The following is a 24724-nucleotide window of genomic DNA, read 5'->3' as shown; positions in this document are numbered from 1 at the left end:
AATGACAATGAGACAATCAAGGTCAGAAAGTCAGCTTAAATGGTTTCCACTTGACCTACTTGATGATAAGCGCGGTTAAAATATACCAAGCTTTCACCAGCGCCCTCTTGTTGATCGCTATATTGTTCGCCATGATTTATACCGACAACGCGGCACATAAAGACACTGTGCGTACCAACTTGCTGAACATCCTCAATCTCACAATCAAAACTGACCAGTGCATCTTCTAAAATAGGCGCACCTGTGACCAATGTCGTCCAAGAGCCCTGTTGAAATCGCTCTTCTGAGCATAATTTGGAGGCAAAGGCATTGGATATGGGCTCATGCTGTGCGCCCAATACATTGACACTTAAGGTTCTGTTTTCGATAAAATGGGCGTGCGAGCGAGCCGTTTGATTCATACACACCAGCAAGGTTGGCGGTGTATCGGTGACGCTGCATACCGCCGAGGCAGTAAACCCATGGGCGCCAGAGCTGCCTTTGGTGGTGACCACGTTGACGGCCGTGGTCAGCAAAGACATGGCGTCTCTAAAGGCAGTTGCTTTAATCACATCATTACTCATTGCTGCAATCCTAAATGTTAAATCGGTAAGTACATTAATAACTGAGGCCATTCATGAGATTAAACAAGCTTATATAGGTTTAGTGAGTACATCCTAAGCGCTCAGCTCTTGACGGACGATTGCCGCGCCTGCACTTAATGCTTGCAATTTACCGCGGGCAACTTGGCGAGACAATGGTGCCATGCCACAGTTAGTCGACGGATAAAGCTTGTCCGCATCGACGAATTGCAGGGCTTTACGTAGTGTATCCGCAACCTCTTCAGGAGTTTCAATAGTATTGGTTGCCACATCAATGGCACCAATCATCACCTTTTTACCGCGAATGAGTTCTATCAAATCCATCGGCACATGTGAGTTTTGACACTCAAGTGAGACAATATCGATATTCGATTGCTGCAACTTAGGAAAGGCTTGCTCATACTGCCGCCACTCTGAACCCAGCGTCTTTTTCCAATCGGTATTGGCTTTGATGCCATAGCCGTAGCAGATATGTACCGCTGTCTCACATTTTAACCCTTCTATAGCACGCTCTAAAGTCGCGATGCCCCAATCGTTGACGTCATCAAAGAACACATTAAATGCTGGCTCATCAAATTGGATAATATCTACACCCGCTGCTTCTAATTCTCTGGCTTCTTGATTCAAGATTTTAGCAAATTCCCACGCCAATTTTTCGCGGCTCTTGTAATGACCATCATATAAGGTATCAATCATGGTCATCGGACCGGGCAGCGCCCATTTGATCGGCTGATCAGTTTGCGCCCGTAAAAACTTGGCATCCTCAACAAACACTGGCTTTTGACGGCTTACCGCCCCAACGACTGACGGCACACTGGCATCATAACGATTACGAATGCGCACGGTCTCACGCTTCTCAAAATCGACGCCATCCAGATGTTCAATAAAGGTAGTGACAAAATGCTGACGGGTCTGTTCGCCATCACTGACAATATCAATGCCCGCATGACGCTGTTCTTGCAATGTCAAACGTAGCGCATCTTGTTTGGCGTCAAGGAGTTGCTCACCTTCTAATGCCCAAGGTGACCAAATTTTTTCAGGTTCTGCAAGCCAAGAAGGTTTTGGTAAACTGCCCGCAGTTGAGGTCGGTAATAATTGTTGTGTCGGTAATAGTATCGTCATGGGATTCATCTTCTTATTCATTTATATTTTGGCGAGAGTTAGATTGCTTAGGCCGCCTGCTTTTTGGCCGTGTCTTTTTGAGCCGCTTCTCTTTGAACGGTCACGCTTGCAACATCATAGCTTGCCGCCCATTCCTCAAGAATGTTTTGGTAAGGCTTGATAAACTGTTCTTCTGTGAATTTACCTTGCGTCACTGCCATTTGGCTGCGTTCTGCGCGGTCATAGACAATTTGCGTCAGTGAATAATCTTGATAGTTTAAACTCGGCTGATAGACGTGGCCCGCTGTCGAATTGGCATTATAAATCTCAGGGCGGTATATCTTTTGGAAAGTCTCCATGGTACTGATCGCACTGATGAGCTCAAAATTAGTATAATCGGTCAGCAAGTCTCCAGCGAAATAAAATGCCAATGGCGCCACACTACCAGTGGGCATAAAATAGCGCACGGTTAAGCCCATTTTGGAAAAGTACTCATCAGTTAGTGAGCCTTTGTCCAAAGAGCAGCCATCTAGTTTGTATTCAACGCCCAATACAGGATGCTGATTGGTTGTACGCTGATAGGTTCTACTGGTTGATACACTAAGGCAAATCACCGGCTGTTTATGAAACTCCGCTTGATAGGCATCTGAATTCAATAAATATTGAAATAATTTGCCATGTAAATCGCCAAAATCTGCTGGAGGTTGCGAGGCAGGATGTTTATCGAAATGCTCTGGCAACACCACACTAAAGTCATAATCGCGCACATAAGACGAAAAACTATTACCAATCATACCATCGATGCGGCTGTTGTCTTTATGGTCAATAATCGTTGTTTTAAGCGTTTCGATAACAGGGAATGTATCGCCATTACCCGCGACATCCATATCGACAGAAATAATATCCACCCCGACGGAATAACGGTCTGCGCTCGGGTTATCCCAATGCGCCAAGGCATTAAAACGATTATTAATCATGGTTAAGGTTTTGCGTAAGTTCTCTTCACGATGCTCACCGCGTGCCAAATTTGCAAAGTTAGTGGTCAGACGCGTACTGTCAGCAGGATGATAGTTTTCATCAAAACGTATACGCTTAATTGAACAGTTAAATGCTTTACTCATGATAATCCGCTACCCTAATCTATTCTCATTGTGTGAGATAAAACCAAATTTGTGTATGAGATGAATCATACCTGAACCAAATCATGAATAAAAACGACTTAAATTAAAGATAAGTTGAATTAAATTCATGTTGGTAAGATTAGGTTATGAGATAAGGATTGGATAGTAGATGATTTGACGACAGACTTAATAAATATTAAGCCTGTCAAATAGGTTAAAGATGTGGTCTAGTGCGTTTAAAAGCTACATCTCTTAAAGATTAAGTCTGTTAAAAGCTATTAAGTTTTTAAAATCTCTATTACTTAAAAATTAGAATCAAAGCGCCTACTACTAAACGGCTCTGCATCAATAAATAATGGCTTACCATGAATCATCTCTTCAATAAGACGTCCTGTCACCGGCCCTAGCGTCAGACCTTGATGGGCATGACCAAAGGCAAACCACAAATTGTCATGTTTTGATGCAGGCCCAATTACGGGCTTCATATCTGGCATGCAGGGTCGTGTCCCACACCAGGCTTCAGATTCAACAGCAGCCTCAAGCGGCAGCACTTTTTTTGCAAAAGTCAGTACAGTCTCTAGCTGATTAAAATCTTTCGGATCATCTAGCATTGCCATTTCAGCGCCAGTGGTGATTCTTACGCCCTGATCCATAGGGCCCATTACAAATCCTTTATCTACATCAAATAAGCTGTGAGAAATTGCGTTTTGGTCGGTAATCTTAAAGTGTTGGTGATAACCACGCATAGGAAATAAAGGGATCTTATAACCTAATGGTTTAATAAGATCCGCTGACCAAGGACCGGCAGCAATAACTAAATTCTGACATATATGGGTTCCGCTATCGGTGACAACCTGCCAGCCCTCCTCTGTCTGTATCATACTTTTTACGGTAGATTGCTTGATCTCTCCGGCCATTGCTTCAAAGTTTTTAGCATATGCTTTCACAAGACTGCCGGGGTTTTTTATCTGCCAAGAGTTTTTCCAGTGGATACCGCCGATATACTCGGTAAAACTCGCATTTGGCTCTAGCGCTTGGAGCTCTGCTAGCGATAGAACCTGATATTCCACGCCTTTATCGGCAGCTTTTACTGCTTTTTTAATTGATTTCTCAAAACTATATGAATGACGATGAAGCTCAATCCAGCCTATTTTACTAACCAGTTTATCAGCGCCCGATGCTCTAATCATAGGCGCATGCTCATCTGTACAATGCTGAATGAGGGTCTCCCACTCTTCATCAATCTTTGCAACGTTTTTTGGACTTGAGTGCATCCAATACTGTAATAATGGGCGCTGAAGACGATATATCGCAGACCAGCGGTAGCGAATATCAGCACTGCTATTAGGCAATACTCTGGAGATTTCTTTAAAACTTCTGGGAAATGGTTTGGTAGTTACCGCTTCTCTTGTGATAATACCGGCATTACCATAGGAGGTTTCTTCTCCGGGTCGCTTTTTATCTAACAAAAGTACTTGCGCGTTGTTTTTTTGCAGATGCCAAGCGATAGAGGTTCCTACGATGCCAGCACCAATCACAATAACGTCATAGCGCATATCACTATCCCCAAGTAATCATCCGCCCTAACCCTTCGTCTTTGGCTTTTTGAGCCACTCTCAAAGCAACTGCCGCATCAAAGCTTGCGGCTCCAACAGATTTGAACAGGGTGATGCCTTTTTTATCTTGGTCGATGGTAATATTTTTTGTGACCAAATCAGCTAAATCACCACTTAAATCCTTCCAAGTCCAACTGCAACCTTCAGCAGCATCTGCTTGAATCAAATCGCCCGCTTCGTGACGTCCACCTGCGATATCATCGATAAAGACATGTGAGCAGGCGTCAATGACTGAATCACTGACTTCTTTCATCTCAGGTTGATAAGCACCTACGGCATTAATATGGGCGTCGGCTTTGATTTGATTCACTTCAAACAAGCCTTCGGTTGCACGTGTCGCCAAATTAATCACATTGGCATCTTTTATAGCGCTTGCGATATCTTCGCAGACCTCCATAGTCACCGACCATTCTGGATACTGTTTTGCAAACTGGGCTTTAAAGGTATCGGCTCCTTTAATAGTTCGATTCCATAACGTGACCGTTTTGATGTTTGGACACACAGTGAGCACAGCATTTAGCTGCTCATATGCCATCCCGCCACAGCCTATAACTGCTACTTGCTGGCTGTCTGGTTTCGCTAAATACTTACTCGCGATACCTGATAGCGCGGCCGTACGTACTTGAGTCACGTAAACCCCGTCCATAAATGCTAGAATTTCACCCGTATCATTGTTAGAGACGCTTACCATAGCGGTCGTCGTCGGTAGATTTCGCTTTGGATTATCTGGACAAATGGTGACCAATTTAACGATAGCAAACTCCTCATGACCATCGAACAATACCGAAGGCATCGATAAATGTGAGCCACTGCTTTTATCACTGGCAGTGAAGGTCGGAATGACCAAGCGCTCAGGACATTTAACCCACTCTGGATGCTGCGCTTGTAGGGTCAATAGCTTCTCGATTGAATCGATCGCCATGGTCATGGACAATTGACTCTGTACCGTTTTGCTGTCTAAAATATGCATGAGGTTGCCTTGTAGTTTTTATTAAAAATAAGTCCTAGTTGACCATGATAGCATTTAACTAGAGATCAAAATCCTGCCGCGTTTCATAATCTCATTGGGATCGAGTATCTTATTAATCTGTCATGCGTCGTCATTATGCTTCTTTTACACTATAGACCATACTGCAAGAGTCAATGCTAGCATGGTAGAAGCATGCCCAGCATCAATATACGTAGCTTCTATTTGCATAAATTCTAAAATAGCCAATACTGAAATATCAGTCACAGTCTAGGTTTCAAATAAATAAAAGCAGCGTCCTGCTTATTTTACCCTTTACCAAATCAGCAACGGTAATCAATAAACATCAGACACTGCATCAACCAATTACCCAATTACCCAATAATTCTTAAGCATTGACCCGCATGATATAAAGTCAATCCCAGCTCAGTAAGGCCCGACTTAATGCTGCCAAAAGAGACTTTTGCCTCCTCTAACGTCTTAAATGGCAAGGGAATACTGTCTCTATTACCGGTCATTATATAATCGGCAAAGCACTTACCCATGAGCGTTCCTGTGGTAATACCGCGACCGTTATAAGCCGTTGCGGTCAGCAAACCCTCAGCAGGTTCCATAACTCGAAAGATATGGTCTTGCGTAAAGCCAAATCTACCAGTCCACTCATACTGCCACTTAAATGCTGGCAAATCTGGATAATAGCTTTGTTGCACCGCATTGGCCCATGATTGATAAAAGGATTTTGGTTTCAGCTGTGTACCACCTACTGTTCCCAATAATAGGCGATCATCGTCATCACGGCGAAAGCTAGACAAGGCTAAGCGGGTATCCCATGCCCCTGTTTTATATGGCAAAATCCGCTCTGCCGCCTCGCCGCTGAGCGGCTCGGATGCAATCTGATAATAATAAACCGGATAAAAGGTCTTTTTGATTTCTGTCCACTCGCCCTCGGTATAAGCGTTGGTGGCAATAATGACGCGCTCAGATTTCACGCGCGCTTTAGACGTCCTTGTATACCAATAGTCATCCACCTTCTCTAATGCTTCAACCGCAGAATGCTCATAGATAGTAACACCAATATCTGTTGCTACCTTGGCGAGCCCTCTGACATAAGCCAGCGGGTTTATAGTACCAGTACGGTGATCGAGTAGCGCCTTATTTATATTCTTAGTACCACAATACTCATGGCACTTACTGCCGGTTAATACTTCAACATTTGCACCGCGGCGACTAAGCTGCTCGTATCTAATATCGACATCGACTTCACCTTTAGCGTTATGTGCCATGTGGATATTACCGGCTTGAGTGGCTTGGGCGTCGATATTATAATGCTTGATTAAATCAAACACTAAGCTTGGCGCCTGTCCAAGGGCTTCAGTTAGATGCTCACCTGCCGCTTCACCTAGCGCAATATTCAATTCATCAGGGCGCGCCCAAGTACCTGCATTGACGAGCCCGACGCTTTGACCAGAGCCGCCGCTGCCTATCGTATGGCTCTCAAGTAAGATAACTTTGACGCCTTTTTCTGCCAAATGAATCGCCGCCGACAACCCTGTATAACCGCCACCTATGATACAAATAGTCGCTTCGGTATCACTATTCATCTGGCTATAGGTATCTATAAGGGGTGCGGTCATATTCCACAAACACTGCTCTTGCAACATCTCATGCTCCTCTTAAATTATACGTTGTCTACAATGGTGAGCCTGCTTGTGTCGTGATTAACAGTAGGTTCTTCACGAGGAATAAATTTATTTAACACCACCCATAGCAAGCCAAATAGCGGTGATAACCAGCATGCAAAGGCAAATGGCGCATAAGTTAATGTTGCTATACCTAGGGTTGCCGCGACAAAACTACCACCCATATTCCAAGGAATCAGAGGAGATAACAGGGTGCCGGTATCTTCAATAGAGCGCGTAAGCGTCGTGCGCTTATAGCCCATTTCTTGATATTTGTCTTTTAGCAGACGACCTGGCAATACCAGTGTGGTATAGACGTCACCGATGAGCGTACCGACACCAAGTGTGCTGGCATACGTGGTAATCACTAGACCAAATCTTGACTTCACCATGTTGTTGATTTTTGCCATGATGGCTTTTAGCGTACCGTAATGCTCGATTGAACCGACGAACGCAAGTGCAAAAATGGTTAAAGTCACGACCCATGTCATGGACATTACGCCGCCTTTAGACAACAGCTGATCGACGACAGCAAAGCCGGTCTCACTTTTAAAACCGTTTTGTAGGACGTTAAAGATGTCATGGATACCGACGCCTTGCATAAAAAAGGCTACGAGACCAGCGACTATTACACCTGATAGTACGGTTGGAATAGCGGGCATTTTCATCACCGCGGCAATGACAACGACAACAGCAGGTAATAAAGTGATAATACTGAGGTTATAGTTGGCGGCTAATGAGGTTTGAATTTCTTTGATTGAGGAGAGATCGACATTGTCTGCGCCATAGCCCATACCAATCCAAGCATAGATAATCAGGGCCGTAATCATGGCAGGGACAGTCGTTGGCAACATGCCACGGATATGATCCCAAAGATCAACACCAGCAGCGGCGGGTGTTAAGTTGGTCGTATCAGACAACGGAGACATTTTATCGCCAAAAAAAGCACCAGAGACGATAGCACCACCTGTGAGTGACGGAGGAATGCCTAGTCCTAAACCAATACCCATCATAGCTAAACCGACCGTACCAACCGTGCCCCACGAGGTGCCGGTTGCCACCGAAATAATGGCACAGATAATACAAACAGAGACTAGAAATGATGAAGGAGAAAAAACGCTAAAGCCGTAATATAAAATAGTAGGTACAGTACCGGCGATAATCCAAGCACCGATCAGCATCCCTACACCCATCAAGATAATCATGGCTGGCAGACCGATTTTCACCACCTTTAAAAAACGCTCTTCCATACCGTCCCAGCTGCGCCCACGCATCTTCATAAACAAGCCTGTGATCAAGATGCCACATGCTAGCGGAATATGCGGAGTAAAGTCTTTAAAAACAAAGAACTGCACCATTAAAATAATGGCAGTTAATAAGAGCGGGGCAATATCTAGCAAGAAGCTAGAAGAAGGGTCGTAGCCTTCGATATCAGGGTCATGTGGCTTATGGGGTTTGTCTGCAATCATAATATATCTACCTATCCTAGTAGTTAAAACCAAATCCATTGGTATATAGTTATCGTACGGTGTTGCTGGTTGATCAGATGAAGCCAGCCTAGTGGCCTAATTGATCTAAGTGATTTAAGTGTCCTAAGTCACCTCTCCAAATAAAATAATGTCGATTAAAGCAATACGTTTGTCTTCTCTTGTTAACAGCACGCTATTTACATCAAAAATATAGACATTAAAAAACAAGTAAAACTTAACGATAAAGGGCAGTTAAGCGCACATAATGGGCGCTTAACTGAATAAAAATACACTTTCGTATCAATAATTAAGGTTTGTATTAACCAAAGTTAATGCCCTGCGCGAGTGGCAGCTCGGTTGAGTAGTTGACCGTATTGGTCTGACGACGCATGTAGTTTTTCCACGCATCTGAGCCTGACTCACGACCACCGCCGGTTTCTTTTTCGCCGCCGAATGCACCACCAATCTCAGCACCACTGGTACCGATATTGACGTTGGCAATACCGCAGTCACTACCGCGCGCGCTTAAGAACAGCTCAGCTTCACGTAAGTCATTGGTAAAGACGCAAGAAGATAAGCCTTGTGGTACGTCATTTTGTAGCTCTAAAGCTTCGTCGAAGTCTGTATAGGTCATGACATATAAGATAGGCGCGAAGGTCTCATGGCGGACGACGTCATTTTGCTCATCCATCTCAACGATAGCTGGCGTGACGTAGTAAGCGTTTGGATATTTATCTTGCAAAACACGCTCACCACCAGTGACTTTACCACCGGCTGCACGGGCTTTGGTCAAGGCATCTTGCATATTGTTAAAGCTATCTTCGTCGATAAGTGGACCAACCAAGTTGCCTTCTAGTGGATGCCCAATGCTCACGGTTGAATAAGCGGCTTTTACGCGTGGTAAAATGTCGTCTTTTACAGATTCGTGGACGAATAGACGGCGTAGCGTGGTACAGCGCTGACCCGCCGTACCGACAGCTGAGAACAAAATGCCACGTAAGGCTAAATCTAAATCAGCACTTGGCGTTAGAATCATGGCGTTGTTACCACCAAGCTCAAGCAAAGACTTACCGAAACGCTCAGCCACTTTTGGCCCTACGATTCTGCCCATACGCGTGCTGCCCGTCGCACTGACGAGAGCCACATCTTTATGCTCAACCAACGCATTACCGACATCGGCTTCTCCCAATAAGAGCTGAGATAGATTGGCAGGCGCATCGCTAAATTTGGCTAAAGCTTTTTCAAATAGTGCTTGGCAAGCGATGGCGGTTAAAGGAGTTTTTTCTGAAGGCTTCCAGATAACAGGGTTACCACAGACCAAAGCTAGCGCCGTGTTCCATGACCAAACCGCAACAGGAAAGTTAAATGCTGAGATGACCGCGATGACGCCGAGTGGCTGCCAAGTTTCGCGCATGTGATGACCAGGACGCTCTGAGGCGATAGTCAAGCCATAAAGCTGACGAGACAGACCTACCGCAAAGTCACAGATATCAATCATCTCTTGGACTTCACCCAGACCTTCTTCTTTGATTTTACCGGCTTCTAAAGAAACTAGTGCGCCTAGATCTTCTTTGTGCTCACGGAGCACTTCGCCCAAAATACGGACCAATTCGCCACGCTTAGGAGCAGGCACTGTACGCCATTCTTTGAAGGCTTTTTTAGCATCTTGTATTTGTGTGTCGACATCGCTTACTTGATGCAAAGCGACCTTACCGATGATTTCACCATCGATAGGGCTATGGACTGCGAAATCGCCTGCTTGGTACTGTCTTTCATCGACGCCCATGGCTGACATGTATTGCTTAATCATACTGACTCCTTTGTATAGTATTTCGTTACGTCCGTGCAGATCTATAAACTACCCTGCCGTCGATCAAGTTGCAAAATAATAAATTTCTTGCTGTCATTCATTTTTGGAATAGCGCTCTAAACTTAATGGATAAAATCTTAATGAATCAATCTATTGACTGATATCATCCCCACTGTATTAAAGCAGATTAATCCTTACTGGCTTAAAACAATTTTTTAACTGCACTACTGTTCTGCCTGTTAACCATAAGTTGGTTTAAGCCACTTGCCGTAACGAGGCCAAACATGCCTGTAGACTCTCATTTTGCCGCTGTGCATATAATGCCAGCTCATCTTGCACACGCATGCCTAACGCTTGCTCAAACTCTTGTTTATTGGACTGACCCTCATAGCTGTTCTCGCTATCACTATGAAGATTGGACTGGAAGATACCAGCTGCACTCACAGGCAAAAAGTCTTCATAAACAATCGGCTCAATATGAATGATATCTTGCTCAATCAGGCTTTGCAGGTCGGCAGCAGAGAGCTCGTTTGACGATGAATCCACGAACTGGTTTGTAAAAGCCTCCTTGTCAGCTACCTGATAGAGGAAATAAGCGATCTGGTCACGATGCAGTGTCTTATAATCGTCTGGGAAAGTAGCAAAAGATTCGCTTAATAATCGATAATATTGCTCAGCATTGTCTTCATTTGGGGTCGTACCCAACTTTTCACGAGCTTCGCTGAGCAATTGGTCATAAAGCGCACGACCTTTTGGGGTCAGGGCTACACCGCGTTGCTCAATCTCACCAAATCGAGCAGTATGCTGACCGGATTCATACTGACCATCAGCACCTTTAAAACTCACTGCTTCTACTAACGCCTTAAAGCTGGTCTGGCGCAAAAGAATAGGACAGTGACGGTGTGGCGGCCCCTCAATGATGGCTTTTGGTATAATCCCGCGGCGCTCCATACCCTGTTGGATGGCATCGATATCTAGCGTCCTTGGGGTCAAATGATTGATATGTGGCCCTTTAAACCCAACCACATCGGCAATCAGTTGATGCTGAGCGGCTAGCTGCTCATATACATCTTTCGAGATAGGCGACTGCTCATGCCAGCGGAAAGTCTCGAGCGCTTCTTGGACAAATTGCTCACCCTGCTCATTTGTTAGACCGCCCTCGTTTTCATAAATTTTAATCAGTTTGATCGCGTCATCGGTAAAGATACAGCGTGCATCTAGTGCCGCTTGGGCTTGTTGCTTGAGCGTCGCATCGCCAATCAAATCTAAACGCAATAATGAGGTAAATACACGAAATGGGCTATTATTGAGCGATGCCGTATCAATCGCACGAAACGCTGTAGAATGCACTGGCACGCCAGCAGGCGCCAGATCATAGTAACCGACCGGATACATGCCCATGACTGCAAACAAACGACGCATCATCGTAAGCTCTGCCGCCGTACCCAATCGAATCGCTCCATGGCGCTCCATACTGAGTCTATCGATTTCATTAGTATTCTTAAGCTGTTCAGAAATCTCAGGCTGTTTGTCCAACACATCCTTATTAACTTCAGCGACCAGATTCATAAGATCAGTATACAGCGGCACTTCTTTTTGATACATATTTGACATAGCAAGCGAAAAACGATGACGGATATCGTCACTGCTCATGTCTTGTTGGTTTGAGCTTAGATGCTCTGAACTCACGGTTATTCTCCTTAAACTGCTTATAATGAAAAATAAATAATAGTTAAAATGACGGCGGCTTTATGTAGCTCATATAGGAGCTATAAACAAAAGTATTTACTAAATCGGCAGCTCATTTGGAATGGATGCCAGGATGGCTTTTAAAATATCGAGGCCTTCTTGTAGGGTTTCAGGCTCAATCGTTAATGGCGGTAATAAGCGAATAATATGGCGGTATTTACCACTAGGCATCAATAACAATCCTTGCTTACGAGCTTCCGCTAAAATATAGGCCATCACGCTTGGGTGCGTATTATGAGATGGATGACGCAGTTCTATGCCGCGCATAGCACCAATACCGGTTAAACCATATAACCAAGGCGTTAGACCCTCTTGTTGCCACTGCGCTATCGTCGATTCAATAGTCTGCTGATAGTGTTTTGCAGAGTCCCATATAGCATTTTCTGCCATGATATCGAGCGTGGCATTGGCAGCAGCACATGCTACCGGATTGCCAGAATACGTACCGCCCAAGCTGCCCTTTGGCAGATCATTCATCACACTAGCTTTACCAATCACAGCACCCAATGGCATACCGCCGGCAATACTTTTACCCAGCAATACCATATCAGGCTCAATCCCCAGATGACTAAAGGCAAACGGCGTACCCGTACGCCCAAAGCCTGACTGAATCTCATCCATAATCAGCAAGATGTCGTTGTCATTACAGAACTTACGTAGGTATTGAGCAAATTTTGGCGACATTAATTGAAAACCGCCCTCACCTTGCACCGGCTCTGCAATGATAGCGCCGATATTAGCAATATCCGTTTCGACTTCGAACAGGCGCAGCAATGCGTCAATGGCGTGCTCGTCACTGATATTATTGTCAGGGCTTGGGAATGGAATATGATAGACACTGCCAGCAAGCGGGCCAAGACCGCGTTTATACGGGACAACTTTACCATTGAGATTGACAGCGGCGAGAGTACGGCCATGGAAGCCGCCATCAAAAGCGATAACACCGACACGACCAGTCTTCATACGGGCAATTTTGATCGCATTTTCGGTCGCTTCGGCGCCGCAATTGGTCAGCATGCCGGACAACTCGCCTGCAATAGGAACTAAATCACACAGTCTTGGCATGAGCTTTTGGTAAAGCAGGTGACCAGCGGCATTGTAGGCGTAGTGGATGAGGCTTTGTGATTGATCGATGATAGCGTCAACGATATGTGGGTGGCAGTGACCAAAATTTAATACGCCGATACCACCGACGAAATCAATATAGCGTTTGCCGTTCGTATCCCAAACGTGCGCATTTTTACCTTTATTAAGGGTTACAGGATGCACCATGGTGAATGCATCGGTAACGTTATACAACGAATCCATGAACGTCTCTCATCTTCCTTGAGTTAGACGCTCATTTCAACAAAACGATAGGATTTGGGCAAACGAATAATAGTTGGGCGGGCATTCCTTTTTGTCATCGTGGCTGATTGGAACGGTTATTTTTTCACCATTGGCTTATAGCAGTTAATCATCTTACTGTCGTTATCCATGGCTGACACTCGTACACGTGATGCCAAGCAAACTGGCTAACTCGACTTGACTCTGACTGGACGTTTCTAAGTAGCATGCTATCCACTCTTGCATCACTTTGGTCTTGTGCGAGTTGCCAAGCGATAATGGATAAGACATATAATAAGCCCCTCTCCCCTTGGCCGCATAATGCCAAGCCATCACCAGCTGACCCGATTGCAGCTCAGGCGCTACTAGACGTAATGGCACTAGGGCAATACCATAGCCCATTAAGGCCGCCGAAATACAGGTATGAAACGTATCAAAGCGTGGCCCTACAAATGTACCATCTAAGCTAATCTGCTGCTGCTTAAAGTACTCGTACCATGCGCTAGGGCGCGAGCTCAGCTGTAGCAGCACGTAGCTGTTTAACTCTTGCGGTTGTAAGTCTTTACCTTGCAAATAACCAGGGCGGCAAACGGCCACACAGTACTCATCAAACAATTTGACATTTTTCATGCCCGACCACGTCCCTTCACCATATAAGAACGCAATATCCACATCATGCTCTTCAGAGAAAAATGGTCCCACCTGCTCTTTGATTTCCAGCCGAATTAAAGGATGTTCCTGACTAAACCCGTGCAGTGCCGGAATCAACCATCGCGCACAAAAGGTGGGGTGCGCGGTCATTTTTAACACTTCCAAATTACTGCTATGCGACATCAGGTTGGTCGTCGCGGTTTCTATGTGCTTTAGAATACTTAGCACATCAATATAATAAGCTTTGCCGGCAGGTGTTAACGAGATACGCTGTGAGGTACGATAAAACAAAGAGATATTCAGCATCTCCTCTAACTGCGCCACTTGTTTGCTTACCGCACTTTGCGTCATATGCAGCTCTAAGGCAGCATTGGTAAAGCTTAGGTGGCGAGCCGCTGTCTCAAAGCATTGCAGCGCTGTCGTCGAAGGATATCTTCTAAACGCAAGAGCAGGATTGGTGTCAGTTTTCATAGTCTGTGTTTATTTTCTTCCATGATAATAGGTGTGATACGTCGTATGACATCGCCTCTTTTAAGCACAGTCTACGTTTAATATGCCACTACAATTTAGCGAGAAAATAGGTTAACCCGCCTTCTGTACTACTTCGAGCGCTGATATAGCAATCAGATCCAGCCTTCCTCCAAAAGCCCTTCAGTGTTACTCACTTTAAAATCCTGATATAAGTTAAAAAATACCGCTGGGTCTTCCACATTATCGAGCAGTTCTCTTTTATGGAGTGCCACAAACATCGCTAGTGCATAAGCGGCACAGTGGATAGACTTTTTTGGATTAAACTCCATATCAGTAAAAGCTTGATATTGCATCACCTCTTCATGCAGCTGAGGGTTTTGCTTTAGGGCATTGATATACAGCCAATCATAAAACGCGGTCAATGGCTCTACGCTCCACTCGATACCAAAATAATCATAGCTAATTAATTCACCTGAGGTGATTAATCGCTCGTCTCTTTTGGCTTGTCTTGGCGGCGCTGTCAGCAAGTCAATATAGGGGCCACCAAACTCAAAAACACCACTGGCTTGAAAGGCATTTTCGACACTGTACTGCATGCCATCATGCTCATTCTTTAGCTTTAGGGTCAATGGGCTCAGTAAAAAACTCAGCTTATTACCCGATTTACTCGACAGCTCTAAAACCTGATTAAAGCCATACTTTTTACGTATAACTTGATGCATATCGTTGATAGATTTTTTCTTTTGCCGACTTGCAAATCCCACATGCCGCTCAAATCGAACCATATCCGTTTTTACCAGATTGTCACTGTTGACTCTAGGCATGAATACAGGTCTTTTTTCTGTCGCGTTTTGAGCTTGTTCCATAATGATGTACCTTATAACAATGTTCTTTTATCAATGCTACTTTATAACTAATTAAATGCGTCTGGCAGCCGAAATAGATCGAACCTTATCAGCGCTTGCGGGGCAGTTTATCTTATTATCGTTTATTTATCCTGCTCTATTTTAGAGTGATTAATACCCTTGAGCGACGCTGAATAAATGGTAAAGATAAATTTGGTGAATATTGGCCTTAGCATTTGATATAAATGTTAGAGCGTAATTTGATATGATGATTTTTAAGTGAGTTAAATCTTCCAAAATTAGAAAAAACCCACTAAATAACGAAATACTTTGGAAATTTATAAATATAGAGTCGACTCTCAATAAAATAGAGACGCTATATTGCAACGCGGAACTGGTGTAAATTTTTCTGGCGCGCTGTGCCTACGCCGACAGAGGCTGCATAAAATATATTCTAGTCTCGCTGTATCGTTTTAATACTGAATGCACTATATCTAACCGCTACACAGATAGTTGCCATCTTATAGCATTAATAACCATCCAGCGGCTCCGCAGCCAATCACTACCAGCCAAGCAGGGAGTTTCCAAAAAATCAAAGCAACTAAGGCAAGCAATGCCAGACCAAAATCTTTTGCTTCAACGATAGCGCTTGTCCATACAGGCTGATAAAGCGCTGCCAATAACAGCCCAACGACCGCTGCATTGACGCCAGACAGCGCAGCTCGTGTGCGCAGATTCTGGCGTAGGCGCTCCCAAAATGGTAACACGCCCATAACCAATAAAAATGACGGCGCAAAGATTGCTAGCAAGCCAATCATCCCCCCTAACCAGCCATTAGGTGCTTGGTTCATTGAGCTACCCAAAAAGGCAGCAAAGGTGAATAAAGGTCCCGGCACTGCTTGCGTGGCCCCATAACCTGCTAAAAAAGTATCGTTACTCATCCAACCTGCCGGAACAATCTCAGCCTGCAACAATGGCAGTACCACATGCCCGCCACCAAATACCAGTGATCCTGCGCGAAAGAAGGTATCTACCATAGAGAGGGTTTGGCTTGGGTACAATGCAGTTAGCAGCGGTAAGCCAATGAGCAATGCAAAAAATAAGAATAACCAAAAAATAGCAGCCGAACGTTTGACAGTAATAGGAAGCGGGTCATGAACAATCACCTTTTCAGGTTTGAACCATAGCAGCCCAATAACGGCGGCAATCGCAATAACGCTCACTTGCGCTAATGCAGAAGGCACCAAAAGTACAAAACAAGCAGTCAACGCCATGATAGAGACCCGCGCAACATCGGTACAGAGATTTTTCCCCATCCCCCAAACTGCTTGCGCAACCACCGCCACTGCCGCGACCTTTAAGCCATGTAATACACCAAGTGGAATAATATCCCCATAGCTGCTAATACCTAATGCAAATAAAATAAGCACTATGGCAGAGGGCAAGGTAAACCCTGTCCAAGCAGCAAGCGCGCCGGTATATCCTGCTTGCGATAACCCAATGGCAATACCAACTTGGCTGCTGGCTGGTCCTGGTAAAAACTGACACAGCGCGATTAGGTCAGCATAGCTATTCTCAGTTAGCCACTTGCGGCGTATCACAAACTCATCACGAAAATAGCCCAAATGAGCGACGGGGCCACCAAATGAGGTCAACCCCAATCTAAGGAAGATAAGAAAAACAGCCCATGCTGATCTGCTTTCAATAGTAGCGTTATGATGATGTATCACGAGTCACTCTCCTTGGCAGCCGCTCTCTCCTATTGTCTTTTTTTAAAGTCAAGAGAAGATATGAGCAATCAAAGTCGCATACAAAATTTGCTTGGTTATTTGGTCTTATTTCTTAGTTACTACTCAGCATCATCTAATAGTTTATTAAGCGTCTCTATCATGGGATCGTCTATGATATGGTCTTCTACAAAATCTACTATCTGATAAATGGTCGCCAAATCCATTGCTTGAATACCCAAGCTGGCTAACTGCGTATTAATCGCCGCTAAGCGCTCGTCGTCATCGTCGCCATCACTCACAAACCAATACATCTGCTCTAATAAGGTATCTTGTTTGGTCAATGTTGAATAGCTATCACCCTGAATAAAGAGATTAAAATAATAAGGTATCTCTACATCATTAATAAAAAAGGTACGCTTACACTCTAGAGTATAGGCTTGGGCTTTTTCACTGTCGTTACTGTTGTTGCCATCAATACCATCAACGCTTGCATCATTTTGGTCGTCTTCGCCTTGCTTAAGCTCTTCTTTTACTAAGCCCTGTAAGAGTTGGTAGCGCCCTGCCTTGATTTTATGATTATAAATAATGCTCGCATCCGCGATTGCTTCGAAAATAATAGCGCTAACATCCAAAGTATGATTATCAATATCATAGAAGCTTTTTAAAGCAGGTAAAAATTCGGTTAACTGCTCCTCTGGTACTGGGATGAGAAATTGCTGCTCGTATATCTTGATCATGTCTTCAGGCGCATAAGTATTGGCAGTATCAGTCTCATTTCTACCAGTAGGCTGTAATGGCAAAAAATTATACGGATTATCATGGGTCATTTGGGACGGCCTTTTATGTGTGTGGTCTTTAATAGATGTCTATTATCAAAAAATGAGAGTCTCTAAGCGCATATTATCTTTTAATATATGCTTAGAATTTATGCGGGTATTGTCGCTTATTTGGACAATTTTAGATAGATAGCGATAACCATGACCATGCAATTATTGTGATAAAAAAGGCTTCCAAGTATTTGAAAGCCTTTTTTATTCAAGTGAACGATGACTCATGATTTGATTATGGCGCGCTAGCAAGCGCGCGTCAAACCAGCTGTTATGACAAAATCTAAATGACCATTATCTTACAGGTGGTGTCCCTTCGGCATTAGAGAGCACCGCATCGATTTGTATCGATGCATCCATAGGGATTGCTGATACGCCAAATACCGTTCTGGCGGGCAGATCACCGTCAAAGAACGTGGCATAAACATCATTAACTGTGCCAATATCGCCAATGTTTTTGAGCTGAATAGTTACTTTAACGATGTCATCCATTTTATGATCGATACTCTCAGCAATGGCTTTGATATTTTCTAGGCACTGCTGAGTCTGCGCTTTTATATCACCATCGATAAGTTTACCTGTTTTAGGGTTGATAGGTAATTGACCCGACAAGTGATTATAGTGAGAAAAAGCAACCGTCTGGCTAGATAAAGAATCTACTGGAGCTTGCTCAGTATTATTGGCTTTAATCACAATGCCATGTCGATCTTCAACGGCTTGTGGCGGTGTGCCATCTCCATGTGATACCACCGCTTCAATCTGTACCAAAGCACCCATAGGCAGCCCTGAAACCATAGTCACTGTACGCGCTGATAGATAATTGACGGCTCTGGCAATAGCAGTATCTGGGAAGAAAGTACTATAAACGTCATCGACGGCTGCGATATCAGCAAGGTTGGTTAGACTAATATTTATTTTGACAATGTCATCAATGCCGACAGCGATACTGGTCAAAATTGCCTTGATATTGGTTAGGCACTGCGCCGTCTGCGCTGCTATACCGCCTGCCACTAGTTGCCCTGAAGTAGGATCAATCGGTAATTGTGCTGAGACGTTATTGTAATGAGAAAAAGCAACGGTTTGGGTAGATAGAGAATCGATTGGCGCGTTATCGGTGTTTTTTGCCACTTTTATGAGCTTACAAGGTGCTTGCGGATGCGTACCTACACCATTTGAGAGTAGTGCATCCATTTGTACTAAGGCACCGTCCATAGGCAGCTCTGCGACCATGACTAGGTTACGTGTCGGCAAATAGTTTGTAAAGAAAGTACGATAGACAGCATCTACTACCTGCATATCTGCAATATCTTTTAAAAATACAGTGATTTTAATCACATCATCCATAAGATGATCAGTACCTTCTACAATCGCCTTGATATTATCCAAGCACTGTTTGGCTTGTGCTGCGATATCAGCAGAGGCTAAGGCTCCCGTCTTCGGATCAATTGGCAATTGCGCTGAGATGTTATTGTAATGAGAAAAAGCGACGCTCTGAGTTGAGGTTGAACTGATCGGCGCACGGTCAGTGTTTCTAGATAGTTTTATGATGGTATCATTCATACTATTATAGTCCCTATTGGATGTATTTTTAATAAAGCAGGCATCTAGCCCGCTGTCGTCGCTTTAAGATCTTTAGTAGATGCAAAAAGGAATATGAGAAATTAAAAAACCGTAGGAAGTCCCTACGGCTTCTTAGCTTGATGCGAAACGAGAATTTTTTGATTCATGCATATTAGCCTGCAGCTAATACGCCACCGATGATAGCAACCACGCCGCCTAATGCACGGGTAATACGGTTATCGGCTTTGAGCATCATGGTACCTAAACCGCGACCGATAAAGGTAATAGCCAAGGTTGCGACAACGAAGCCAGCCATATAAAGCACTAAGCTTGAGCCTTGGGTCATCTCAGTACCGTGAGCATAACCATGGGCGACCATAAACAGTGCGACCAAAGTTCCACCAACAGCAGTCGGCAGTTTTGCGAGCGTGGCGATTAACACCCCAACTAGCAATACAGACATGGCGATGCCGGTCTCTATCCCAGCCAAACTGACACCCGCCCAAGCAAGGCCTGCGCCCACTATCATGCCGCCTACGACAAATAAAGGTGTGCCACGTTTCATTGTGGTGTTTTGGCGAATACTCCAAAAACCAATCGCGCCCATGGCTAATAAATGGTCAAGACCCATCATCGGGTGCAATAAACCGCTAAGAAAACCATTGCTCACATGCTCACCATGACCAGGGTGAGCCATCGCCAAAGTAGCGGTCATCATCAGCCCTACTGCCAGCAGCAATTTAGTCATTTTATTCATGTTTTTCTCCTGTTTTTCTTGTTTTCTACTATCTAATTGATTGGTCTAGATAATACTTTAAAATACTGTCCGCACACTTAACTATTAAGCGAGCAGTTACGCATTATTTGCAGCTTTGCTAGGACGACGCTCAGGTAACATACCTTGCTTTAAGATAAAGCTAATAATTTCTTCTACGCCCACGCCGTCATATAAATTTGTGAATATAAAAGGACGCTCGCCGCGCATTTTCTTTGAGTCACGCTCCATGATATCTAACGACGCATGGACATATTCGGCAATATCAATCTTATTAATAATCAGCAAATCCGACTTAGTAATACCTGGGCCGCCTTTACGGGGGATTTTGTCACCAGCAGCGACGTCAATGACATATAAGGTCAAATCAGAAAGCTCTGGGCTAAAGGTCGCCGCGAGGTTATCGCCGCCAGATTCTACTAACACCAGCTCTAGGTCAGGATGGCGCGTTTGCAAATCATCAATAGCAGCTAAATTCATCGAGGCATCTTCGCGGATAGCGGTATGCGGACAGCCGCCCGTTTCTACGCCCAAAATACGATCGGCAGGCAAGGCATCATGTTTTAATAAAAAATCGGCATCTTCACGGGTATAGATGTCGTTGGTGACCACAGCGATGTTATAGTGATCTTTTAGTGCACTACATAACTGACGTAACAGGGCTGTTTTTCCAGAACCAACCGGACCACCAACGCCTACTCTTAAACAATGTTTCATGGATATGTTCCTTATCTAAAAAAGAAGCCTTCAATTTAGCTTCGAAATAATCGTGAATATTGAGTTTCATGCTGAGCACTGCCCAGTGCTAAGCCGGGTAAAATCGGTCCCAATTGTGCATCCGTTAAAGTTAAAGCCTTATCGACTGCCGCCACCAGTTGCGGACGCAAGGTTTCATTTAAACGTTGGGCTGCGGTATGACCAAGTGGCAGGGCTTTACAAGCAGCTGCCAGCTGATTTTCCAGCCAGCCCCAAGCAAATCCTAATAAGGCTTGGCGTACAGGCACCTGCCTTTGATGGGCAGTCCATGCAAATACAGTGACATAACCCGGATCTTTTGGCAGCTTGGCATGACCTAGCTCAGTCTGTGGCTGCAACGCTAAACTGTTGAGTAAGCGTATCAATGCTTGACCCAAACGTATGTCTTCATCGCTAAGCTCAGCCGTCTCCCTGTTGGCATGTAGCCAGTCATTCCAAAATGCCAAACCTTCACTGTCGTTACTTGCCCAGCAGCGCTGCAAACGCCCTAAGACAGGCAGCTCACAACGCGTCAAGCCATCTCCTAATACACCTTCTAACCATTCACCCAGCTGCAGTTCGTTATTGACCCAGCCAAGCTCAAACGCACTTTCTAAACCTTGCGACCAAGCAAAGGCACCAATAGGTAATGCAGGGCTGATCAATTGCATTAAGCCCAACAAAGCCAAATCGCTAACCGTATTTGACGGCTCATCAATGCGCATGGGTATGGCCATCGTGCTGTGAGTGATTATGGTCATGATGCTGGGTCGAGCTATGTGAATGGTCGTGGTCATGCGACTGAGAATGCGCATGGTCATGTGAATGTGAGTGTGAATGCTCGCGACCAGCCTGCGCATAAGCACCAGACTCAGGATCAAATGGGGCTTCATGATGCACCAATTCTGCTCCCAACAGTACCGCTAGCTCTTCAAGCACATGATCTGGAGGAAAACGCACCCAATGACGCCCATCTTCATCGCTACCAAGGGCAAGTGATACATGTCGATTACCTAAGTGGTAGCACAGTCTAGCGAGTGGTAAGCCGCTTTCAATATAAGCGGTAGCTACTGGCTCATCAGCTGCCAGTACCTGTATCACTTCACCGCTCTTGGCTTGTAGCAAATCACCATGACGAAGCATAGGGCCTCGATCAAGAAATAGACCCATATCACGGTCGTTATCGCTAACTGCCTTTAGACGACCACGGATACGTAGCTCATAAGGCAGGGTCAAGGTGTCATAAATATCGGTCGAAGCAGTACCATCAATTCTTTTTATTAATTCAAGCATATTCTTATCCTTACAAACGATTTAAAACAATTGGTCTAAAACAGATGGCTTAAAACAAATGATAAAGCTGCGCTAATGGCAATTCAGAGAGCGGCTCACACGTTAAAAGCACACCGTCTACACGAACTTCATAAGTTTCTGGATCTACTGTTATGTTCGGGCAGTAATCGTTCAGCTTCATATCTTTTTTGCGCATGCTACGAACGTTTTTACAGGCGACCAATCGGCTTCGCAGCCCCAGCTTTTCTTCAAGTCCCGTATCCATCGCCGCTTGGCTAACAAAGGTCACGCGAGTAGCAGACACAGCCCGTCCTAACGCGCCAAACATACGGCGATAGTGCACCGGCTGCGGGGTCGAAATTGCCGCATTGGGGTCACCCATTGCAGCGCCAGCAATCATGCCGCCTTTTAATATAATGGACGGCTTAACGCCGAAAAACTTAGGCTGCCAAAGGACCAAGTCTGCCAGCTTGCCAATCTCTACCGAGCCCACTTCATGCCCAACGCCATGGGTAATGGCAGGATTGATGGTATATTTGGCGATATAACGTTTGACTCGAAAATTATCAGTACCGCGCTCTTGATCTTCTGGCAGCAGACCACGTTGCAAGCGCATTTTGTGCGCGGTTTGCCATGTACGGCAGACCACCTCACCAATACGGCCCATGGCTTGAGAGTCTGACGAAATCATCGAAATCGCGCCAAGATCATGCAAGATATCTTCTGCAGCAATGGTCTCACGGCGGATACGCGAGTCAGCAAAGGCCACGTCTTCTGGAATATTAGGGTCTAAGTGATGACATTCCATCAACATGTCGAGGTGTTCGTCGACAGTGTTGATGGTGTACGGGCGGGTTGGGTTGGTTGATGACGGCAAGACGTTTGGCTCACCACAAGCGACAATAATATCTGGCGCATGACCACCACCGGCGCCTTCCGTATGGTACGAGTGAATACAGCGGTCTTTAAAGGCCTCTAGCGTATCTTTAACGAACCCTGATTCATTTAAACTATCAGCATGTAGCGCGACCTGAATATCATAGCGATCCGCAACGTCAAGTGCATTACTAATCGTCGCTGGGGTCGCCGCCCAGTCTTCATGAACTTTTAAGCTCATCACGCCAGCTTTGACTTGCTCTTCTAGTGCTGCAGGCGTACTGGCACTGCCTTTACCTAAGAAGCCGATGTTGATAGGCAAATCATCTACTGCCTGCATCATTTTGCCGATGTGCCATGGACCTGGCGTGTTGGTAGTAGCTACTGAACCAGTTGCTGGACCAGTACCACCGCCAATCATGGTAGTAAGACCGCTCATTAACGCCTCATCTACTTGCTGCGGGCAGATATAATGCACGTGAGTGTCTACCGCACCTGCGGTCAATATTTGATTTTCACCAGCGATAATCTCAGTACCTGCGCCAATAATAACATCAACATCTGGCTGGGTATCTGGGTTACCGGCTTTACCGATAGCAGCAATGCGACCATCTTTTAAACCAACATCGGCTTTTACGATGCCCCACCAATCAATAATAATCACGTTGGTAATGACGGTATCCATCACTGAGTCTGAGCACAGCTGGCTTTGACCCATACCATCACGAATCACTTTACCGCCACCAAATACTACCTCTTCACCATAATGGGTATGGTCTTTTTCGATCTCGATCCAAAGCTCGGTATCGCCTAAACGCAGACGATCGCCAACGGTCGGACCATACATATTGGCATAGGCGTCGCGAGATATTTTCATTGTGTCTCTCCTAAATCGGAATTGGCATCTAGCGCACCCATCACCTCACCTCTAAAACCAAAGATGCGGCGCAGTCCAGCATAAGGCAGTAGCGACACCTCACGTTTTTGTCCCGGCTCAAAGCGCGTGGCGGTGCCAGCAGGTATCGCTAGTCGATGGCCATAGGCTTTTTTGCGATCAAAGCTCAGGGCGCTGTTGGTTTCAGCAAAGTGATAATGAGAGCCGACTTGTATCGGGCGATCACCCGTATTGGCCACCTCAATCACAAAGCTGTCACGGCCTACGCACAGCTCAATATCTTCTTTTTTTAATTGATATTCACCCGGAATCATCATGTTCTCCTTAAGCGTTACGCTCTTATTAGATAATGGGACTGTGCACAGTCACCAGTTTGGTGCCATCGGGAAACGTGGCTTCAACCTGAATACTTTCAATCATCTCAGGTACACCTTCCATCACATCCTCTCGGGTTAAGATTTCACGACCAGCGCCCATCATTTCTGCCACAGTACGCCCTTCTCGCGCGCCTTCCATAATCTCACAGCTGATCAAAGCAATCGCTTCTGGATAATTAAGCTTCAGCCCTTTTGCTTTACGGCGCTCAGCCAAAAGCCCAGCAGTAAAGAGCATTAATTTGTCTTTGTCTCTTGGGGTTAGTTCCATTA

22 protein-coding genes are annotated in these 24724 nt (G+C 45.0%); all 22 read right to left on the bottom strand.

The window, feature by feature from the left end; all coding sequences use genetic code 11:
• Nucleotides 1-35: 35 nt before the first annotated feature.
• Nucleotides 36-551 (bottom strand): flavin reductase, encoded by a 516-nt coding sequence (locus ABYU67_RS05050; RefSeq protein ID WP_372843930.1) that lies wholly within the window; start codon nt 549-551, stop codon nt 36-38.
• Nucleotides 552-656: 105 nt separating this feature from the next.
• The gene (locus ABYU67_RS05045; protein WP_372843916.1) at nt 657-1703 is read right to left on the bottom strand and encodes a methionine synthase; all 1047 of its coding nucleotides are present in this window, start codon (nt 1701-1703) and stop codon (nt 657-659) included.
• 47 nt (nt 1704-1750) lie between these two features.
• Nucleotides 1751-2803, bottom strand: coding sequence for a DUF1852 domain-containing protein (locus ABYU67_RS05040; protein WP_372843915.1), 1053 nt, complete (start codon nt 2801-2803; stop codon nt 1751-1753).
• Nucleotides 2804-3105: 302 nt separating this feature from the next.
• Nucleotides 3106-4359, bottom strand: a complete 1254-nt coding sequence (locus tag ABYU67_RS05035) for an NAD(P)/FAD-dependent oxidoreductase (RefSeq protein WP_372843914.1) — start codon at nt 4357-4359, stop codon at nt 3106-3108.
• Nucleotides 4360-4363: 4 nt separating this feature from the next.
• A complete protein-coding gene (locus tag ABYU67_RS05030) occupies nt 4364-5389 on the bottom strand; it encodes an ornithine cyclodeaminase family protein (protein WP_372843913.1) in 1026 nt (341 codons plus the stop codon).
• Between the two features lie 371 nt (nt 5390-5760).
• The gene (locus ABYU67_RS05025; protein ID WP_372843912.1) at nt 5761-7047 is read right to left on the bottom strand and encodes an NAD(P)/FAD-dependent oxidoreductase; all 1287 of its coding nucleotides are present in this window, start codon (nt 7045-7047) and stop codon (nt 5761-5763) included.
• Nucleotides 7048-7064: 17 nt separating this feature from the next.
• Nucleotides 7065-8534: a Na+/H+ antiporter NhaC gene (gene nhaC, locus ABYU67_RS05020; protein ID WP_372843911.1), complete on the bottom strand. Its 1470-nt coding sequence runs from the start codon at nt 8532-8534 to the stop codon at nt 7065-7067.
• Between the two features lie 319 nt (nt 8535-8853).
• Nucleotides 8854-10344 (bottom strand): aldehyde dehydrogenase family protein, encoded by a 1491-nt coding sequence (locus ABYU67_RS05015; protein ID WP_372843910.1) that lies wholly within the window; start codon nt 10342-10344, stop codon nt 8854-8856.
• Nucleotides 10345-10599: 255 nt separating this feature from the next.
• Nucleotides 10600-11997, bottom strand: coding sequence for a VOC family protein (locus ABYU67_RS05010; protein WP_372843929.1), 1398 nt, complete (start codon nt 11995-11997; stop codon nt 10600-10602).
• 135 nt (nt 11998-12132) lie between these two features.
• On the bottom strand, nt 12133-13401 hold the full coding sequence (locus tag ABYU67_RS05005; RefSeq protein ID WP_372843909.1) for an aspartate aminotransferase family protein: 1269 nt from the start codon (nt 13399-13401) through the stop codon (nt 12133-12135).
• 162 nt (nt 13402-13563) lie between these two features.
• Nucleotides 13564-14541 (bottom strand): LysR substrate-binding domain-containing protein, encoded by a 978-nt coding sequence (locus ABYU67_RS05000; protein WP_372843908.1) that lies wholly within the window; start codon nt 14539-14541, stop codon nt 13564-13566.
• A 152-nt stretch (nt 14542-14693) separates the two neighbouring features.
• Nucleotides 14694-15407: a hypothetical protein gene (locus ABYU67_RS04995; RefSeq protein WP_372843907.1), complete on the bottom strand. Its 714-nt coding sequence runs from the start codon at nt 15405-15407 to the stop codon at nt 14694-14696.
• A gap of 500 nt (nt 15408-15907) precedes the next feature.
• Nucleotides 15908-17116, bottom strand: a complete 1209-nt coding sequence (gene chrA, locus ABYU67_RS04990) for a chromate efflux transporter (protein ID WP_372843906.1) — start codon at nt 17114-17116, stop codon at nt 15908-15910.
• A gap of 119 nt (nt 17117-17235) precedes the next feature.
• A complete protein-coding gene (locus ABYU67_RS04985; RefSeq protein ID WP_372843905.1) occupies nt 17236-17943 on the bottom strand; it encodes a hypothetical protein in 708 nt (235 codons plus the stop codon).
• 294 nt (nt 17944-18237) lie between these two features.
• The gene (locus ABYU67_RS04980) at nt 18238-19503 is read right to left on the bottom strand and encodes a Rid family detoxifying hydrolase (RefSeq protein ID WP_372843904.1); all 1266 of its coding nucleotides are present in this window, start codon (nt 19501-19503) and stop codon (nt 18238-18240) included.
• Nucleotides 19504-19675: 172 nt separating this feature from the next.
• Complete coding sequence (locus ABYU67_RS04975) at nt 19676-20260, bottom strand: HupE/UreJ family protein (RefSeq protein WP_372843903.1); 585 nt, start codon at nt 20258-20260, stop codon at nt 19676-19678.
• 96 nt (nt 20261-20356) lie between these two features.
• Nucleotides 20357-20995, bottom strand: a complete 639-nt coding sequence (gene ureG, locus ABYU67_RS04970; protein WP_372843902.1) for an urease accessory protein UreG — start codon at nt 20993-20995, stop codon at nt 20357-20359.
• 35 nt (nt 20996-21030) lie between these two features.
• On the bottom strand, nt 21031-21774 hold the full coding sequence (locus ABYU67_RS04965; RefSeq protein ID WP_372843901.1) for an urease accessory protein UreF: 744 nt from the start codon (nt 21772-21774) through the stop codon (nt 21031-21033).
• On the bottom strand, nt 21728-22306 hold the full coding sequence (locus ABYU67_RS04960; protein ID WP_372843900.1) for an urease accessory protein UreE: 579 nt from the start codon (nt 22304-22306) through the stop codon (nt 21728-21730). Before ABYU67_RS04960 ends, ABYU67_RS04965 begins: the two co-directional genes overlap by 47 nt.
• A gap of 49 nt (nt 22307-22355) precedes the next feature.
• A complete protein-coding gene (gene ureC / locus ABYU67_RS04955) occupies nt 22356-24059 on the bottom strand; it encodes an urease subunit alpha (RefSeq protein ID WP_372843899.1) in 1704 nt (567 codons plus the stop codon).
• The gene (locus tag ABYU67_RS04950) at nt 24056-24391 is read right to left on the bottom strand and encodes an urease subunit beta (RefSeq protein WP_372843928.1); all 336 of its coding nucleotides are present in this window, start codon (nt 24389-24391) and stop codon (nt 24056-24058) included. The genes ureC and ABYU67_RS04950 overlap by 4 nt, the downstream gene beginning before the upstream one ends.
• A 28-nt stretch (nt 24392-24419) precedes the next feature.
• A complete protein-coding gene (gene ureA / locus ABYU67_RS04945; RefSeq protein ID WP_372843898.1) occupies nt 24420-24722 on the bottom strand; it encodes an urease subunit gamma in 303 nt (100 codons plus the stop codon).
• Between the last annotated feature and the right edge of the window lie 2 nt (nt 24723-24724).

This window comes from Psychrobacter sp. (genome assembly GCF_041554015.1).
GTDB lineage: Bacteria > Pseudomonadota > Gammaproteobacteria > Pseudomonadales > Moraxellaceae > Psychrobacter.
The sequence above is the reverse complement of the archived record's forward strand: the minus strand, read 5'-3'. Positions and strand labels throughout refer to the sequence as shown.